The sequence below is a fragment of the Streptomyces sp. XM83C genome, from assembly GCF_023072675.1.
Classification (GTDB): Bacteria; Actinomycetota; Actinomycetes; order Streptomycetales; family Streptomycetaceae; genus Streptomyces; species Streptomyces thermocoprophilus.
Genome location: NZ_JALLGL010000005.1, coordinates 1 through 17,118, shown reverse-complemented (window position 1 = coordinate 17,118; position 17,118 = coordinate 1). Strand labels below are relative to the sequence as shown.

Below are 17,118 nucleotides of genomic sequence, written 5' to 3'. Positions count from 1 at the left end.
GAATCGTGGAGAACCTGATCGCGCTGCTCATCGCGGCGCCCCTGCTCGGAGCGGCCGTCCTGCTGGTCGGCGGCCGGCGCCTGGACGCCGTCGGCCACTGGTTCGGCGTCCTCATGTCGGCCGTGTCCTTCGTCCTCGGCCTCGTCCTCTTCTCCGATCTGCTCGGCAAGGACGCCGAGCACCGGACCCTGACCCAGCATCTGTTCAGCTGGATCCCCGTCGAGGGCTTCCAGGCGGACGTCGCGTTCCGCCTGGACCAGCTGTCGATGACGTTCGTCCTGCTGATCACGGGTGTCGGCTCGCTGATCCACCTGTACTCCGTGGGGTACATGGAGCACGACGAGCGCCGCCGCCGCTTCTTCGGCTATCTGAACCTGTTCCTCGCGGCGATGCTGCTGCTCGTCCTCGCCGACAACTACCTTCTGCTGTACGTCGGCTGGGAGGGCGTCGGTCTCGCCTCCTACCTGCTGATCGGTTTCTGGCAGCACAAGCCCAGCGCGGCCACCGCGGCGAAGAAGGCCTTCCTGGTCAACCGCGTCGGCGACATGGGCCTGTCGATCGCGATCATGCTGATGTTCACCACGTTCGGCACGTTCGCCTTCGGCCCGGTCCTCGGCACGCACACGGAGCCCGGTCTCGCCGCCGATGCCACCGAGGGCAAACTGACCGCGATCGCGTTGATGCTGCTGCTCGCGGCGTGCGGCAAGTCCGCGCAGGTGCCGTTGCAGTCCTGGCTCGGGGACGCGATGGAGGGCCCGACGCCGGTCTCCGCGCTGATCCACGCCGCGACCATGGTGACCGCGGGCGTGTACCTCATCGTCCGCTCCGCCAACATCTTCGACCTGGCGCCGGACGCGCAGCTCGTCGTCACCGTCGTCGGCGCGGTCACGCTGCTGTTCGGTGCGATCGTCGGTTGCGCGAAGGACGACATCAAGAAGGCGCTGGCCGGCTCGACCATGTCGCAGATCGGCTACATGGTCCTCGCCGCGGGCCTCGGCCCCATCGGCTACGTCTTCGCGATCATGCACCTGGTGACGCACGGATTCTTCAAGGCCGGGCTGTTCCTCGGCGCGGGCTCCGTGATGCACGGTATGAACGACGAGGTCGACATGCGGCGTTACGGCGGCCTGCGCAAGTACATGCCGGTCACCTTCGTCACCTTCGGCCTCGGCTATCTCGCCATCATCGGCTTCCCCGGCCTGTCCGGCTTCTTCTCCAAGGACAAGATCATCGAGGCGGCGTTCGCGAAGGGCGGCACCGAGGGGTGGATCCTCGGCGCGTGCGCCCTGCTCGGCGCGGCCATCACCGCGTTCTACATGACGCGCGTGATGCTGATGACGTTCTTCGGCGAGGAGCGCTGGCGCGAGGCGCCTCCCGGCACCGACGGCGAGTACAGCGTGCCTCACCCGCACGAGTCGCCGAGGAGCATGACGGTCCCGATGATCGTCCTCGCGGTCGGTTCGGTCGGTGCCGGCGCCTTCTTCAGCATCGGCGACCGCTTCCTGAACTGGCTGGAGCCCGTCACCGGGCACGAGCACGGCGACTCGCCGCTCAGCGCCGCCGCTGTCACCGGCGCCACGATGGTGTGCCTCGTCATCGGCGTCGCCATCGCCTGGGCGCAGTACGGCCGCAAGCCCGTCCCGGCGGTCGCCCCGCGCGGCTCGCTGCTCACCCGCGCCGCCCGCCGCGACCTGCTTCAGGACGACTTCAACCATGTCGTCCTCGTGCGGGGCGGCGAGCATCTGACGCGGTCCCTGGTCTACGTCGACCACACCCTGGTCGACGGAGTCGTCAACGGCACGGCGGCCTCGGTCGGCGGCCTGTCCGGGCGGCTGCGCAGGCTGCAGAACGGCTTCGCGCGGTCGTACGCGGTCTCCATGTTCGGCGGTGCGGCCCTGCTCATCGCCGCCACCCTGCTGATGAGGGCGGTCTGATACCGATGTCCTTTCCTCTGCTGACAGCGACGGCGGCGCTCCCGGCGGTCGGGGCGATCGCCACGGCGGCCGTACCGGCCGCGCAGCGCACCGCCGCCAAGTGGCTGGCGCTGCTGTTCTCCCTCGCCACGCTCGCGCTCGCCGTGACGGTCGCGGTCCGCTTCGACCCCGACGGCGCCCGCTACCAGCTCACCGAGTCCCACTCCTGGATCGCCGAGTTCGGGGTGCGGTACGAGCTGGGCGTGGACGGCATCGCGGTGGCGCTGGTCGCGCTGACCGCGCTGCTGATCCCGTTCATCGTGCTGGCGGGCTGGCACGACGCCGACCCGCTGGAGACCGGCAGTCGGCGCTGGCGGCCCACCCAGGGCTTCTTCGCGCTGATCCTCGCCGTCGAGGCGATGGTGATCCTCTCCTTCGAGGCCACCGACGTCTTTCTGTTCTACATCTTCTTCGAAGCCATGCTGATCCCGATGTACTTCCTCATCGGCGGCTTCGGGGACCGCGCCCACGAGCACGGCGAGCAGGCGGCGGCCACCCAGCGGTCGTACGCGGCGGTGAAGTTCCTCCTGTACAACCTGGTCGGCGGTCTGATCATGCTGGCCGCCGTGATCGGCCTGTACGTGGTCGCGGGGAACTTCTCCCTCACCGAGATCGCCCAGGCCCGCGCCGACGGCTCGCTGGACATGGCGACCGGCACGGAACGCTGGCTGTTCCTCGGTTTCTTCTTCGCGTTCGCGGTGAAGGCGCCGCTGTGGCCGCTGCACACCTGGCTGCCCAACGCCATGCAGGAGTCCACCGCGCCGGTCGCCGTCCTCATCACCGCGGTCGTCGACAAGGTCGGCACGTTCGCGATGCTCCGCTTCTGCCTCCAGCTGTTCCCGGAGGCCAGCAAGTGGGCGACGCCGGTGATCCTGGTCCTCGCGGTCATCAGCATCATCTACGGCGCGCTGCTGGCGGTGGGCCAGCGGGACATCAAGCGCCTGGTGGCGTACGCGTCGATCTCCCACTTCGGCTTCATCATCCTGGGCATCTTCGCGATGACCAGCCAGGGCCAGTCCGGCGCCACCCTCTACATGGTCAACCACGGCCTGTCGACGGCGGCGCTGATGCTGGTCGCCGGCTTCCTGATCTCCCGGCGCGGTTCGCGGCTCATCGCCGACTACGGCGGTGTGCAGAAGGTCGCCCCGGTCCTCGCCGGCACCTTCCTGATCGGCGGTCTGGCGACGCTGTCGCTGCCGGGCCTCGCGCCGTTCGTCAGTGAGTTCCTGGTCCTGGTCGGCGCGTTCGAGCGCTACCCGGCCATCGGCATCATCGCCACCTTCGGCATCGTCCTCGCCGCGCTGTACACCCTCGTCCTCTACCAGCGGACGATGACCGGCCCGGTGAAGCCCGAGGTGTCCGCGATGCCCGACCTGAGGGTGCGCGAGCTGGTCGTGGTCGCCCCGCTGGTCGTCCTGCTGATCTTCCTGGGCGTCTATCCGAAGCCCGTCACGGACATCGTCAACCCGGCGGTCAAGCAGACCATGTCGGACGTACAGAAGAAGGACCCCCGGCCCGAGGTGGAGGCGGCCAAGTGAGCACAGCAGCCGTCCACAGCCTGTGGACAACCGCGGCCGACCCGATCTCGAAGATCGACGCGCCGAAGATCGAATACGGGCAACTGTCGCCCACCCTGATCGTCGTGGGCGCCGCCGTCGTCGGGGTCCTCGTCGAGGCGTTCGTACCGCGCAAGGCGCGCTACTACGCGCAGATGTTCGTCTCCGTCGTCGCGCTGGCCGCCGCGTTCGCCGCGGTCGTCGCCCTCGCGGCCGACGGATACGGCACCACCAAGGCCCGTATCGCGGCGATGGGCGCCATCGCCGTGGACGGACCGGCGCTCTTCCTCCAGGGCACGATCCTGCTGGCCGCGCTGGTCGGCCTGTTCACCTTCGCCGAACGGCGCCTCGACCCCGAGGCGCACGGCAGGCCGGTCGACTCCTTCGCCGCGCAGGCCGCGTCCGTGCCCGGCAGCGACAGCGAGAAGGCCGCGATCAGGGCCGGGTTCACCACCACCGAGGTGTTCCCGCTGCTGCTGTTCGCCGTCGCCGGCATGCTGGTCTTCCCCTCGGCGAACGACCTGCTGACCCTGTTCGTCGCCCTGGAGGTCTTCTCCCTCCCGCTGTACCTGCTGTGCGCACTGGCCCGCCGCAAGCGGCTGATGTCGCAGGAGGCCGCGGTGAAGTACTTCCTCCTCGGCGCGTTCGCCTCCGCGTTCACCCTGTTCGGCATCGCCCTGCTCTACGGCTACGCGGGCTCCGTGTCGTACGCGACGATCGCCCATGTCGTAGACGGCACCGCCGCCGACATCGACCCGGCCCTCGCCGACACCATGGGCAACGACGCGCTGCTGCTCATCGGCACCGCGATGCTCGTGATGGGCCTGCTGTTCAAGGTGGGCGCCGTGCCGTTCCACATGTGGACCCCGGACGTCTATCAGGGCGCGCCCACCCCCGTCACCGGCTTCATGGCGGCGGCGACCAAGGTGGCCGCGTTCGGCGCGCTGCTGCGCGTGCTGTACGTCGTCCTGCCGGGCCTGCGCTGGGACTGGCGGCCCGTCATGTGGGGCGTCGCGATCGTCACCATGCTGGGCGGTGCGATCGTCGCGATCACGCAGACCGACATCAAGCGACTGCTGGCGTACTCGTCGATCGCGCACGCCGGGTTCATCCTCGCCGGTGTCATCGCCACCACGCCCGACGGTGTGTCGTCGGTGCTGTTCTACCTGGCGGCGTACTCCTTCGTGACGATCGGCGCGTTCGCCGTGGTCACCCTGGTGCGTGACGCGGGCGGCGAGGCCACGCACCTGTCCAAGTGGGCCGGGCTGGGCCGCCGTTCACCGCTGGTGGCGGCCGTGTTCGCGGTGTTCCTGCTGGCCTTCGCGGGCATTCCGCTCACCTCCGGCTTCGCCGGGAAGTTCGCCGTGTTCAAGGCGGCGGCGGAGGGCGGCGCGGCTCCGCTGGTCGTGGTCGGTGTGATCTCGTCGGCGGTCGCGGCGTTCTTCTACATCCGGGTGATCGTGCTGATGTTCTTCAGCGAGCCGCGGCCCGAGGGCCCGACGGTCGCCGTGCCGTCCCCGCTGACCATGACGGCCATCGCCGTCGGCGTCGCGGTCACGCTGGTGCTCGGTGTGGCGCCGCAGTACTTCCTCGATCTGGCGAGCCAGGCGGGGGTCTTCGTGCGCTGACCGGCCGGTGCGGGCGACGGGACGTCTCCGCCGCCCGCTCGCGCTCCGCGCGCGAGCCACGGACCCGGCTCCCTCGGGGGAGCCGGGTCCGTGGTGTGTTCGGGGGCCTCGTCCGCTACGGGCTGTCGCGGGCGGTCAGACCATGGAATCGAGGACGGTGCCCGTGCCCGCCGTGGTAGCGGAGCCGGTGAGGGTGCCGGGGGCAGTCAGGCCGGTGAGTCCGGTGAGCTCCGAGAGACCAAAGAGGCTTTCCGCGAGACCCGTCAGGGCGCTCAGGTCGACCAGGCCGTTCAGATCGCCGAGGCCGGAGAGGTCGCCGAGGCCGGTCAGATCGTCCGCGGTGGTGGTGCTGTTCACGGTGCTCGTGCCCGTGTCAGTGCCGGCGGCGGCCGTGGTGGCGTCGTCGCCTGTGTCCGTCGGGTTCGTGCGGGCCGCGGTGGCCGTGCCGGGGAGCGACGGCGCCGCCGACACGGCCGTGGCCGACGCACAGGACAGCGTGGTGTTCCACGGGGCGAGCGCCCCGGACGGGTTCTTCCGGAAGATCCACGCCACCAGCGTGTAGTGGCCGGGCATCACGTCCCCGCTGAACGTCTCGCCGAACAGCTTCGGCGCGGCCTGACCGGTGTCCTCGACCACCCACTCCACCGCGGCGAGTTCACGCGCCCCGTTCTCGTCCGCCGTGTACACGAGGCCCGCCGGCTTCGCCGGGTCCAGCGAACCCACGTTCGCGGCCTTGATGTAGTGGTAGCCCAGGCCGCCTTTCCCCGTGTCGGCGACACAGGTGTCGGACCGCGTGAACCCGGCCGAGACGGCGAGCGGCTCGTAGGCGAACCGGGACGTCGCCGCGTAGGTCTTGGCCAGCTCGGTCCAGCCGAGGACGTCGGGGTCGGGCGCGGCGTGGGCGGGCGCCGCGGAGAGGCAGAGGGCTGCGGATGCCGCCAGCGTGGCGGCGGCCTTGAGCGGCCGAGGGGACATGCGAACTCCTTGCAGAGGGGGACGGCGCGGGCGGGTTCCGGCCGTGCGTGTGCCGGTCTGCCCAGGGCCCGCCCGAGCAGGATGGCCACGCCGCCGCTACGGCCGCCACGCGACGCGGGCCATTCGAATGACCACCGAACGTGACGAACGGGCCTGTGGACAACTCCGGGGGTGTCGGTGCGGGCCCCTATCGTGGAGGCAGTGGTCGAGGGACGACGTACGGGGGACACGACGATGGGCGGGACGGGCGGGAGCGGTGTGATGCCAGGCACGGGCCGGCGGGCCGAGGACAGCGCGGCGACGGGCACGGCCGTCAGCGAGGCACTGGCCACGCTGCACCGGGTCTTCGGATACGAGGCCTTCCGCGGCGAACAGGACGCCGTGATCGAGCATGTGGTGGCCGGCGGCGACGCCGTGGTGCTCATGCCGACCGGCGGCGGCAAGTCGCTCTGCTACCAGATCCCCGCCCTGGTCAGACCGGGCACGGGCGTCGTCGTCTCGCCGCTGATCGCGCTCATGCAGGACCAGGTGGACGCGCTGCGGGCGCTCGGCGTGCGGGCCGGGTTCATGAACTCGACGCAGGACTTCGACGAGCGCCGCATGGTCGAGGCCGAGTTCCTCGCCGGTGAGCTGGACCTGCTCTATCTGGCGCCGGAGCGGCTGCGGCTCGACGCCACGCTGGAGCTGCTCTCCCGGGGCAAGATCTCGGTCTTCGCCATCGACGAGGCGCACTGCGTGTCCCAGTGGGGCCATGACTTCCGGCCCGACTATCTCGCTCTGTCGCTGCTCGGCGAGCGCTGGCCGGATGTGCCGCGTATCGCCCTGACCGCGACCGCGACGCGTGCCACGCACCGGGAGATCACCGAGCGGCTGAACATGCCGGCCGCCCGCCACTTCGTCGCCAGCTTCGACCGACCGAACATCCAGTACCGGATCGTGCCGAAGGCGGACCCGAAGAAGCAGCTGCTGCGCTTTCTGCGGGAGGAGCACGCGGGCGACGCGGGCATCGTGTACTGCCTCTCCCGCAACTCGGTCGAGAAGACGGCGGAGTTTTTGAGCGCCAACGGCATCGAGGCGGTCCCGTACCACGCCGGCCTGGACGCGGGCACGCGCGCGGCGCACCAGGCCCGGTTCCTGCGGGAGGACGGACTGGTGGTCGTGGCGACCATCGCCTTCGGCATGGGCATCGACAAACCGGACGTCCGTTTCGTCGCCCACCTCGACCTGCCGAAGTCCGTGGAGGGCTACTACCAGGAGACGGGCCGCGCCGGACGTGACGGACTGCCCTCGACAGCCTGGATGGCCTACGGCCTCAACGATGTGATCCAGCAGCGCAAGCTGATCCAGACCGGTGACGGCGACGAGGCGTTCCGGCGCCGCGCCCAGGCCCATCTGGACGCGATGCTCGCGCTGTGCGAGACCGCGCAGTGCCGCCGAGGGCAGCTCCTGGCCTACTTCGGGCAGGAGCCGGACCCGGCGGGCTGCGGCAACTGCGACACCTGCCTGACCCCGCCGGAGACCTGGGACGGCACCATCGCCGCGCAGAAGGTGCTGTCGACGGTGGTGCGGTTGCAGCGGGAGCGCGGGCAGAAGTTCGGCGCCGTGCAGATCGTGGACATCCTCCTCGGCAAGCGCACCGGCAAGGTCATCCAGTTCGACCACGACCGGCTGTCGGTGTTCGGCATCGGGCAGGAACTGACCGAGGGCGAGTGGCGGGGTGTGATCCGCCAGCTGCTGGCGCAGGGCCTGCTCGCCGTCGAGGGGGAGTACGGCACGCTCGTGCTGACCGACGCCAGCGCCGCGGTGCTCCGCCGGGAGCGGGAGGTGCCGCTGCGCAAGGAGCCGAAGCGGGAGCCCGCGTCCCGCTCGGGGTCCGGCGGCTCGTCGGGCTCCGGACGCAAGGGCAGATCCGCCGCGGCGGCCGAGCTGCCGGAGCATCTGCTCCCCGCCTTCGAGGCGCTGCGTGCCTGGCGGGCCGAGCAGGCCAGGGAACAGGGCGTTCCGGCCTACGTCATCTTCCATGACGCCACGCTGCGGGAGATCGCGACGGCGTGGCCCACTTCGGTGCGGGAACTGGGCGGCGTCAGCGGGGTGGGCGAGAAGAAGCTCGCGACGTACGGGGAGGGTGTCCTCAAGGTCCTGTCGGACCTGGGCGGCCCGCCCGGCGCGGAGGCGGCGGCCCCGGAGGGCGGCGGGGCCGGGACCGGGGGAGACGAGGCCCTCGGCCCGGTCGACTGGCCGGAGACGGACGCCGAACCGGAGTCGGACCACTGGGAGTAGGCCCACCACCGGCCCGCACCACACACCCTCGGCTGCGGGCTGCCGACCGTCGGCCGGATCGCGGACGGCCGGACCACGGGCCGTCGGCCGGCCTGCGGGTCGGCCGGGCGCCGCGTGGGACCGGAGCGGTGGGCGCGGGCAAGCCCTCCGGCAGGGCGCCGCGCGGCACCGCGCGGGCGGGCCCGGCCCGGTCAGCTCAGGGCCGTGAGGCCCGGAGCGAAGGTGATCAGCAGCGGCAGCAGCGGTACGAGCGCCGCCAGTGCTGTCGTCAGGGCGCGGTGCCGCCTGCCCAGCCGGGGCGGGGGTTCGAGCAGGCGGTCCACACGTTCGCCGAGGAGGCGGCGACTGGAGTCGCAGGACAGGACGCCGCGGTGCTGGTTCAGCTCGATCAGCGCGAGCGCCGTGGTGAGGTGGCCGCAGCGGCGGGACGCCGTGTCGTCGGCGGCCAGCTCGACCAGGCGGTGCGTCTGGTCGCGGAAGTGCGCGAAGAGGGGGACACGGGGGAAGCCGGTGGCCAGTGCGGTGGAGAGGTGCAGCAGCCAGTCGTGGTGGGCGCGGGCGTGGCCGCGCTCATGGGTGAGGACCGCGTCGAGCTGGTGGGCGGACAGACGGCGCAGGGCGCCCGTGGTGACGATCAGCCGGGACGGATGCCCGGGGAACCAGCGGGCGTCGGGATACTCGTCCTCCAGCACCAGCAGGGGGCCGGGCTCGGCCGGCAGCCCGGCGGGCAGGTCGGGGGCGCGTTCCCGCAGATGGGCGCGGGCCTGGCCGCGCCGCCTGCGCTCCTCGACGAGTTCCCGCACGAGCATCGCGCCGGTCCAGGCCGCACCGCACGCCAGCAGCGGTGTGAGCACGGCCGCCCAGCCCCGCGCGGCGGACAGGTCGTACGCCTCGGTGACGGCCTGCGGGGCGGGCGCGAACACCTGGGCGCGGACCGCGTGGAAGACGGCGGCGGCCCCCAGGACCAGTGCGGCCAGACAGCACAGCAGGACGGTGGCGACCAGGCACTGCCACACCCACAGCGCGACGACCGGCTCCCGCTCCGGCCAGGCGGCCCGGCACAGCGCGCGCGGCGCCGGGACCGCCGCGGTCAGGGCGACGGCGCTCAGCAGGAGCAGGCAGACGGTCATGCCACAGGCTCCGGATCCTGATCGGAAGGAGGCGGTACGGGGCGTGCGTGGGGCGCGGTGCGCGCCGACGGCGCGCGGGCCGTGCGGTGCGGCGACCGCCGGCGACGGGTGCGGGGTGCCGAGGGCACCCGCCGCCAGTATGACGGTCCGCGGCCCGGTCGTCAGCCCGTCACGATGCGCCCGGTCACCTCGCCGAGGCCCACACGGGCGCCGCCCGGTCCGGGCGCCCACGCCGACAGGGTGACCACGTCGCCGTCCTCCAGGAACGTCCGCTTGCCGTCGGGCAGTTCGAGCGGGTCCCGGCCGTTCCAGGTCAGCTCCAGCAGGGAGCCGCGCTGGTTCTGTTCGGGGCCGCTGACCGTGCCGGAGCCGTAGAGGTCGCCGGTGCGCAGGGAGGCGCCGTTCACGGTCATGTGCGCGAGCTGCTGGGCGGCCGTCCAGTACATGGTGGAGAACGGCGGATCGGACACGACATGCCCGTTGATCGCGACGGAGATCCGCAGGTCGTAGCCGGCCGGCTCCTCGGCGGAGTCGTCCAGGTAGGGCAGCAGCGGGTGGGTGCGCTCCGGGGGCGCCACCCGGGCGTCCTCCAGCGCCTCCAGCGGGGTGATCCACGCCGACACCGACGTGGCGAAGGACTTGCCGAGGAACGGGCCGAGGGGGACGTACTCCCAGGCCTGGATGTCGCGTGCCGACCAGTCGTTGAGCAGGCACAGGCCGAAGACGTGCTCGCGGAAGTCGCCGAGCGGCACGGGCGTGCCCAGCTCGGTGGGTACGCCGACGACGAAACCGACCTCGGCCTCGATGTCCAGCCGGACCGACGGGCCGAAGACCGGCGCCGGGTCGGTGGGCGCCTTGCGCTGGCCCGAGGGCCGTACGACGTCCGTGCCGGAGACGACGACGGTGCCGGAGCGGCCGTGGTAGCCGATCGGCAGATGCTTCCAGTTGGGGGTGAGGGAGTCCGCCGCGTCCGGGCGGAAGATCTGGCCGACGTTCCGGGCGTGGTTCTCGGAGGCGTAGAAGTCGACGTAGTCCGCCACCTCGAAAGGCAGATGGAGGGTGACGGAGGACAGGGGGTGGAAGAGGGGTTCGACGACCTCCCGGTGGGAGGGCACCGTCACCCACGCGGTCAGGGCGCGCCGGACGTCCGACCAGGCGGTGCGGCCCGCGGCCAGCAGCGGGTTCAGGGTGGGCTGTGCGAGCAGGGCGGCGTAGGGGGAGTCGAGCGCCAGGGCCGCCGCGCCGGCGTCGAGCACGTGGTCGCCGAGCCGTACGCCGACCCTCCGCTCGGTGGGCGCCTCCGCCGTGGAGAAGACGCCGTAGGGAAGGTTGTGCACACCGAAGGGGTCGCCCTCGGGGACATCGAAGGGGGGCATGCGGTGCAGCCTCGCTTTCGTGCACGTCGACACGGCGGGACGCCGTGTGGTCCAAGTGGTTCGGGCACACGTTACGGCCGGGCCACCCCTCTTGTGCAGTGTCTAAAGAGTTTGCAATGTCGGTTATGCCCTTGTCGGAGGTGTCAGTTCCGGCTTAGCGTCCTTTGCGGGGAAGTCGGAACGGCCACATCCGTTCCGGCCGGGGGAAACACCTGTGGGGGGTGCCGTGACGAGGCGTGCCGGAAGTGTGCCCATCGAAGCGGACCGGGATGTGCCGGGGCTGATCGTGAAGTTCGGCGACTACCCGTTGCACCACGGCGGCGTCGGCGCGATCCGCAGCCTGGGGCGCCTGGGTGTGCCCATGTACGCGGTCACCGAGGACCGGTACACCCCGGCCGCCGCCTCCCGCTATCTCACCCGCGCCTTCCCGTGGCGCACGACCGGCACGGAGGAGCCGGAGCGTCTGGTGGAGGGGCTGCTGCGGATCGGCCGCAGGATAGGCCGGCCCGCGGTGCTGATCCCCACCGACGAGGAGGCCGCCGTGCTGATCGCCGAGCATCAGGAGGCGCTCGACGGCCACTTCCTCTTCCCGCGCGTCGACCCGGGCCTGCCGCGCCGCCTGGCCAGCAAGCAGGGCCTGCACGACCTGTGCGCGGAGCACGGCATCGCCAGCCCCCCGGCGGCGTTCCCGGAGTCGTACGCCGACATCGTCGCGTACGCCGGATCGGCCCGTTTCCCGGTGGTGGCCAAGAACCGGGAGGCGTTCGTACGGCGTGCCCGGCCCGCGGTCAACGGCACCACCCGTATCGACACCCGCGAGGGCCTGCTCGCCCTGGCCCGCGACTGGGGCGAGCCGCCCGGGGTGATCCTCCAGGAGTATCTGCCGCGGGAGGACGCCGAGGACTGGATCGTGCACGCCTGCTTCGACGCGCACTCGGCCCCGCTGGCGATGTTCACCGGGGTGAAGGTGCGCTCCTGGCCACCGCACGCGGGCATGACCGCCAACGCCTACGCCGTCGACAACCCGGAACTCGCGGACCTCGCCGCACGTTTCATCAAACAGATCGGCTTCAGCGGCATCATCGACCTCGACCTGCGCTTCGACCGGCGCGACGGGCAGTACAAGCTCCTCGACTTCAACCCGCGCATGGGCGCCCAGTTCCGGCTCTTCGAGACCGAGTCGGGGGTGGACGTCGTCCGCGCCCTGCACCTCGACCTGACGGGGCGCACCGTGCCGGAGGGCGAACAGCGGGCGGGCCGCCGCTACATCGTGGAGAACATCGACCTGCCCGCCCTGCTCGCCTACCGCCGCAGCGGCTACACCACCCCGCACGCCCCGGCCCGGCCCAGCGGCACGGAACTGGCCTGGCTGGCGGGCGACGACCCGCTGCCGTTCCTCACGATGCTCGCGCGCTTCGTACGGCCGGGCGCCAGGCATCTCCACCAGCTGTGGCGGACCAGCCGCCGCGGCGGCACCACCCGTCCCGCCGGCTGAGGCCGGCGGGGAAGCGGGCCCGACGGGGGCCCGGCACAGCCGCGAAGTGACGGTGTGACGTCTCTGGGGAGGGACTTCGTGATCCAACCGGCAGCAGTCATCGGTGCGGGCCCGTTCGGCCTGTCCACCGCCGCCCATCTGCGCGCACGCGGTGTCCCGGTCCGTGTCTTCGGCGAGCCCATGGTGAGCTGGCGCGACCACATGCCCTCCGGGATGCTGCTCAAATCGACCCCGGCCGCCTCCACCCTCGACGCCCCCCAGCCCGGACACACCCTCGCCGACTACTGCGACGCCGCGGGGCTGCGGCGGCTCGTCACGGACGAGGACCTCATCCCCGTGGAGACCTTCACCGCGTACGGGGAGTGGTTCCAGCAGCGGCTCGTGCCCCGACTGGAACGGGTGCGGGTGGTCTCCGTCGACCGGGCGACCGCCGGCTCCGGCTTCGAACTGAAACTGGACTCCGGCGAGTTGTGCACCGCCAGGGCGGTCGTCGTGGCCACCGGCCTGTCCGGCCTCGCGCATCTGCCGGCCGAGCTGGCGTCCGCCGCCCCGGACGGGCCGAGCCCCGCCGGCCCCCTCTCGCACAGCAGCCAGCACCCCGACCTCACCCGGTTCGCCGGCCGTGAGCTGATCGTCGTCGGCGCCGGCCAGTCCGCGCTGGAGACCGCCGTGCTCGCCGCGGAGGCCGGGGCCCGCGTCCGGGTCGTCGCCCGCGGACGCGGCAGCGTCGCCTTCGGCGAACCCCCGTGGCGGCAGCCGAGGCTGCGCCCCGAATCGCCGTTCGGCCGCGCCTGGTCGCTGTGGGCGCTCAGCTACTACCCGCACCCCTACCGTCTGCTCCCGGCCGGACTGCGCCACTACCTGGTCCGCCGGGTCCTCGGCCCGCTCGGCGCCTGGTGGCTGCGGGCCCGCTTCGAGGGACAGGTGGAGGTCACCGAGGTCGACCGGATCGTACGGGCCGAGACCGACGCGGGCCGCACGGCACTGACGGTACGCACCCACGCCGGCGGCGTGCGGGAACTCGCCGCCGATCACGTCATCGCCGCGACCGGCTACCGCGTGGACATCTCCGCGATGGACTTCCTCGGCCCCGAGCTGCGCACCCGGCTGGCGGTCAGCCGTGGCGCCCCGAAACTCGGGGCGGGCTTTGTGTCCTCGGTGCCGGGCCTGTACTTCACGGGCCTGCCGGCGGCGGCGTCGTACGGGCCGGTGATGCGGTTCGTGTGCGGCACGGAGTTCGCCTCACCCCGGCTGGCCCGGCACCTGGAGGCGGCGCACCGGGAGTGAGGGCCGGCGCGTAGGGCCGGAGGGGCGTGCGCGGGCCCGCAGCGTGGTGAACGGGCGGTGTGTGGTGTCCGTATTCTCTGATCATGGCCGCACCCACCGCATATTCACTCGTCGCGACGGACCTGGACGGAACGCTGCTGCGCGGGGACGACACCCTCTCCCACCGGTCCCGTTCCGCGCTCGCGCGGGTGACGGCGGCGGGTGCCCGGCATCTGGTGGTGACAGGACGGCCGGCCCCTCGGGTACGGCCGCTGCTGCGGGACCTCGGCTGCACCGGGCTCGCGGTGTGCGGGCAGGGCGCGCAGGTGTACGACGCCGGGGCGGACCGGCTGCTGTGGTCGGTCACCTTGGACCGGGAGCTGGCAGAGACGGCGCTCGGCAAGATCGAGGCCGAGGTCGGCGAGGTGTACGCCGCCGTCGACCAGGACGGCGTCGACGGGCTCACCCTGATCGAGCCGGGCTATGTGATGCCGCACCCCACCCTGCCCGCGGTCCGGGTCGGACGGCGCGACGACCTGTGGGCTGAGCCGATCAGCAAGGTGCTGCTGCGCCATGCCGAGCTGTCCGACGACGAGTTGGCGGCGACGGCCCGCGCCGTGGTGGGCGATCTCGCCACGGTCACCATGTCGGGGCCGGGCACGGTGGAGTTGCAGCCGTGCGGGGTCACCAAGGCGACCGGGCTGGCGCTGGCCGCCGAGCATCTCGGGCTGCGGGCGGACCGGGCGGTGGCCTTCGGGGACATGCCCAACGACATCCCCATGTTCCGCTGGGCGGCACACGGGGTGGCCATGGCCAATGCCCATCCCGAGCTGAAGGCGGTGGCGGACGAGATCACCCTGTCCAACGAGGACGACGGCATCGCCGCCGTCCTCGACCGGCTGTTCCCGTGACGGGCACCGGGGTGAAGGCCCTGGCGACGGTCCGGGCCAGACCCCGGTGGTGGTCCGGGTGACGGCCCTGGGGGCACGGGCGGTGGCCCCGGGGGAGGGCCGCCGATGTCAGTAGGCGCCGAAGACGTTGTCGATGGATCCGTAGCGGTCGGCCGCGTAGTTGCAGGCGGCGGTGATGTTGGCGACCGGGTCGAACGGGTCGAAGGACGTGCCGGGCACGTGGTAAGCGGCGAAGGTCGGGTCGATCACCTGGAGCAGACCCTTGGACGGGGTGCCGGCGGCGGCGTTGGAGTCCCACAGGTTGATGGCGAGGGGGTTGCCGGACGACTCGCGCATGATGTTGCGGTAGATGCCGTCGTAGCTGCCCGGGATGCCGCGCTCGGCCATGATCGCGAGGGACTCGCGGATCCAGCCGTCGAGGTTGTTGGGGTACCCCGCGACGGTCGTCGCCGCGGTGGACGTGGCCGCCGGGGCCGCGGAGGCGGTGCCCGCGCCGAGGAGCGGCAGGGCGACGACGGCGGCCCCGGTGCCGGCGACGGCGAGGATGCGGGCGAGGCGGGACGTGCGCGGACGGCGGGTGCGGGCAGCGGGCATGGCGGCAGCGGGCATGGCGGCAGCGGGCATGGCTGTGTTCCTCTCCGTCGCCTGCGAGGTGAGCTGTCGGGTTCGGGCTGGGAGGTGCCCGGCCGGGCCGCTGATGGGTGTCCGGCTTCACCCCGAGCCGAGCCCCACGTCCGCGAGGACGCGGTCGTACGGATCGGCGCTTACCTGGGTCCCCCGCTCCTGCCGTGCGTGGATGCGTGCGTCGATGGTGGAACGGGCGGCGGCAGGATTCGGCGTCCGCCCGACAGGCCGGGAACGTATGCGAGAGCACACGCCAGGAACAAGTACCGGATTCACACATCTCCGCCGGTGAGCATGATCGATGAGGCCCGGCAAAGCCTGATCGTTTGCTGCTGCCAAGGCAAGAAAGGGCAGGTGGGCGCGGTGCGGCCGATGGGTCCCGGCCGGGCCGATCAGGGGGTTGACGGCCTTACGAGTGAGTCACCTCACCTTGATCGACAAACAGGGGTGAATCGGATGAACACCTCAAGTTGCCGCCGGGGTGTGCGGGTTGCTCGGAATGTGCCGATGGCTACCCTTGGGTAAGTCGATAAATATCCCTCCTTATCAGCTGATCGAGAACATAACGGGCGTGATCCGATACCGCCCGGCCTGTAACCGTGGGGGCTATCGGTGATCGAAACCCGACCGGATACGCTGACTTGAGTGATGGCAGCGACCTATCGACAAACCGTGTAATCGCCAGCAGACACCAGCAGACAGGAGACCCCTCGTGACCGTCGTCGGGCCGTTCGGGCTGAGCGTGCGGGACCAGGCTCTCGAAGCCGATGTCCAGGCCGGATTGGCGGCTGTCGAGGAAGGGCTGCTCGAGGCCACCAAGAGCGAGGTTCCCTTCATCACCGAGGCCGCGCAGCATCTGGTGCGGGCGGGCGGCAAGCGGTTCCGGCCGCTGCTCGTGATGCTCGCCGCCCAGTTCGGCGACCCGTACGCGCCGGGCGTCGTGCCGTCGGCCGTGGTCGTGGAGCTGACCCACCTCGCCACGCTGTACCACGACGACGTCATGGACGAGGCCGCCGTACGCCGCGGCGTGCCCAGCGCCAACACCCGCTGGGGCAACTCCGTCGCCGTCCTCACCGGAGACTTCCTCTTCGCGCGCGCCTCGCAGATCCTCGCGGACCTCGGCCCCGAGGCGGTGCGGGTGCAGGCCCTGGCGTTCGAGCGGTTGGTCACCGGCCAGATCCTGGAGACCGCCGGCCCGCAGGACGGGCGCGACCCGGTCGAGCACTACCTGGACGTGCTGAGCGGCAAGACCGGCTCGCTGGTGGCCGTCTCCTGCCGGTTCGGCGCGATGATGTCCGGCGCCGACGAGACGGTCGTGGACGTCCTCACGCAGTACGGCGAGCGGCTCGGCGTCGCCTTCCAGCTCGCCGACGACGTCCTCGACATCGCCAGCGACTCCCACGAGTCCGGCAAGACGCCCGGCACCGACCTCCGCGAGGGCATCCCCACCCTTCCGGTGCTGCGGCTGCGCGAGCGGGCGGCACGGCTCGGCCTGGCCGAGGACATCGCCCTGTGCGAGCTGCTGGACTCCGACCTCACCGATGACGCACGGCACGCCGAGGCCCTGGCCGCCCTGCGCGCGCATCCCGCGCTGGAGCAGGCCCGCCGGGACACCGTCCGATACGCCGAGGACGCGCGCGCCGCGCTCGGCCCGCTGGCCGACTGCGACGCCAAGCTCGCCCTGATGGAGCTGTGCGACGCGGTGGTGCACCGGGCGGGCTGATACACCCTCCCGAGGCGCCCTCCCGAGGCGCCCTCCCGGGCCCGTCCGCCGGAGGCCCGCGCCCAGGTGTCCGCCTGCGGCACCACGCCGACCAGGCCGGCATACGGCATTTCCTGTGCCGCGTACGGCATCGCGCTGCCCGGCGTCCCCGGGGTGCACCCGGTCCCGGCCCCTTCCGCGC

The 17,118-nt window shown here is 71.9% G+C and carries 12 protein-coding genes and 1 riboswitch; of the genes, 8 read left to right on the top strand and 4 right to left on the bottom strand.

Annotated elements, in window-relative coordinates; genetic code table 11:
- Positions 1-5: 5 nt before the first annotated feature.
- Genes nuoL through nuoN form a run of 3 tightly spaced genes read left to right on the top strand, consistent with a single transcriptional unit; the run spans position 6 to position 5,157 of the window.
- Entirely contained in the window at positions 6-1,934 is a 1,929-nt protein-coding gene (gene nuoL, locus MTQ10_RS01460) for an NADH-quinone oxidoreductase subunit L (RefSeq protein WP_247461346.1), read from the top strand.
- A 5-nt stretch (positions 1,935-1,939) separates the two neighbouring features.
- Complete coding sequence (locus tag MTQ10_RS01455) at positions 1,940-3,511, top strand: NADH-quinone oxidoreductase subunit M (RefSeq protein ID WP_247461344.1); 1,572 nt, start codon at positions 1,940-1,942, stop codon at positions 3,509-3,511.
- A complete protein-coding gene (gene nuoN, locus MTQ10_RS01450) occupies positions 3,508-5,157 on the top strand; it encodes an NADH-quinone oxidoreductase subunit NuoN (RefSeq protein WP_247461342.1) in 1,650 nt (549 codons plus the stop codon). Before MTQ10_RS01455 ends, nuoN begins: the two co-directional genes overlap by 4 nt.
- 135 nt (positions 5,158-5,292) lie before the next feature.
- Here the strand turns inward: nuoN and MTQ10_RS01445 are convergent, their stop codons facing one another.
- Positions 5,293-6,132: a hypothetical protein gene (locus tag MTQ10_RS01445; RefSeq protein ID WP_247461341.1), complete on the bottom strand. Its 840-nt coding sequence runs from the start codon at positions 6,130-6,132 to the stop codon at positions 5,293-5,295.
- 234 nt (positions 6,133-6,366) lie between these two features.
- Here MTQ10_RS01445 and recQ point away from each other — a divergent pair, with 234 nt between their 5' ends.
- Positions 6,367-8,412 (top strand): DNA helicase RecQ, encoded by a 2,046-nt coding sequence (recQ, locus tag MTQ10_RS01440; protein WP_374117551.1) that lies wholly within the window; start codon positions 6,367-6,369, stop codon positions 8,410-8,412.
- Positions 8,413-8,603: 191 nt separating this feature from the next.
- On the opposite strand, the gene MTQ10_RS01435 is transcribed toward recQ, so the two are convergent.
- Positions 8,604-9,542 (bottom strand): M56 family metallopeptidase, encoded by a 939-nt coding sequence (locus MTQ10_RS01435; RefSeq protein WP_247461337.1) that lies wholly within the window; start codon positions 9,540-9,542, stop codon positions 8,604-8,606.
- Positions 9,543-9,703: 161 nt separating this feature from the next.
- Positions 9,704-10,918 (bottom strand): fumarylacetoacetase, encoded by a 1,215-nt coding sequence (fahA, locus tag MTQ10_RS01430; protein ID WP_247461336.1) that lies wholly within the window; start codon positions 10,916-10,918, stop codon positions 9,704-9,706.
- A gap of 247 nt (positions 10,919-11,165) precedes the next feature.
- Here fahA and MTQ10_RS01425 point away from each other — a divergent pair, with 247 nt between their 5' ends.
- The 3 genes from MTQ10_RS01425 (at position 11,166) to MTQ10_RS01415 (ending at position 14,590) form a co-directional block, all read left to right on the top strand.
- On the top strand, positions 11,166-12,413 hold the full coding sequence (locus tag MTQ10_RS01425) for a carboxylate--amine ligase (RefSeq protein WP_247461334.1): 1,248 nt from the start codon (positions 11,166-11,168) through the stop codon (positions 12,411-12,413).
- A gap of 78 nt (positions 12,414-12,491) precedes the next feature.
- Positions 12,492-13,700, top strand: a complete 1,209-nt coding sequence (locus tag MTQ10_RS01420; protein ID WP_247461333.1) for an FAD-dependent oxidoreductase — start codon at positions 12,492-12,494, stop codon at positions 13,698-13,700.
- 83 nt (positions 13,701-13,783) lie between these two features.
- A complete protein-coding gene (locus tag MTQ10_RS01415; RefSeq protein WP_247461331.1) occupies positions 13,784-14,590 on the top strand; it encodes an HAD family hydrolase in 807 nt (268 codons plus the stop codon).
- 108 nt (positions 14,591-14,698) lie between these two features.
- Here the strand turns inward: MTQ10_RS01415 and MTQ10_RS01410 are convergent, their stop codons facing one another.
- Positions 14,699-15,214 (bottom strand): transglycosylase SLT domain-containing protein, encoded by a 516-nt coding sequence (locus MTQ10_RS01410; protein ID WP_374117550.1) that lies wholly within the window; start codon positions 15,212-15,214, stop codon positions 14,699-14,701.
- Positions 15,215-15,217: 3 nt separating this feature from the next.
- A riboswitch (cyclic di-AMP (ydaO/yuaA leader) is annotated at positions 15,218-15,363 on the bottom strand.
- Positions 15,364-15,926: 563 nt separating this feature from the next.
- Between MTQ10_RS01410 and MTQ10_RS01405 the strand changes: the two genes are divergently transcribed.
- Positions 15,927-16,937, top strand: coding sequence for a polyprenyl synthetase family protein (locus MTQ10_RS01405; protein ID WP_247461329.1), 1,011 nt, complete (start codon positions 15,927-15,929; stop codon positions 16,935-16,937).
- Positions 16,938-17,118: the final 181 nt, after the last annotated feature.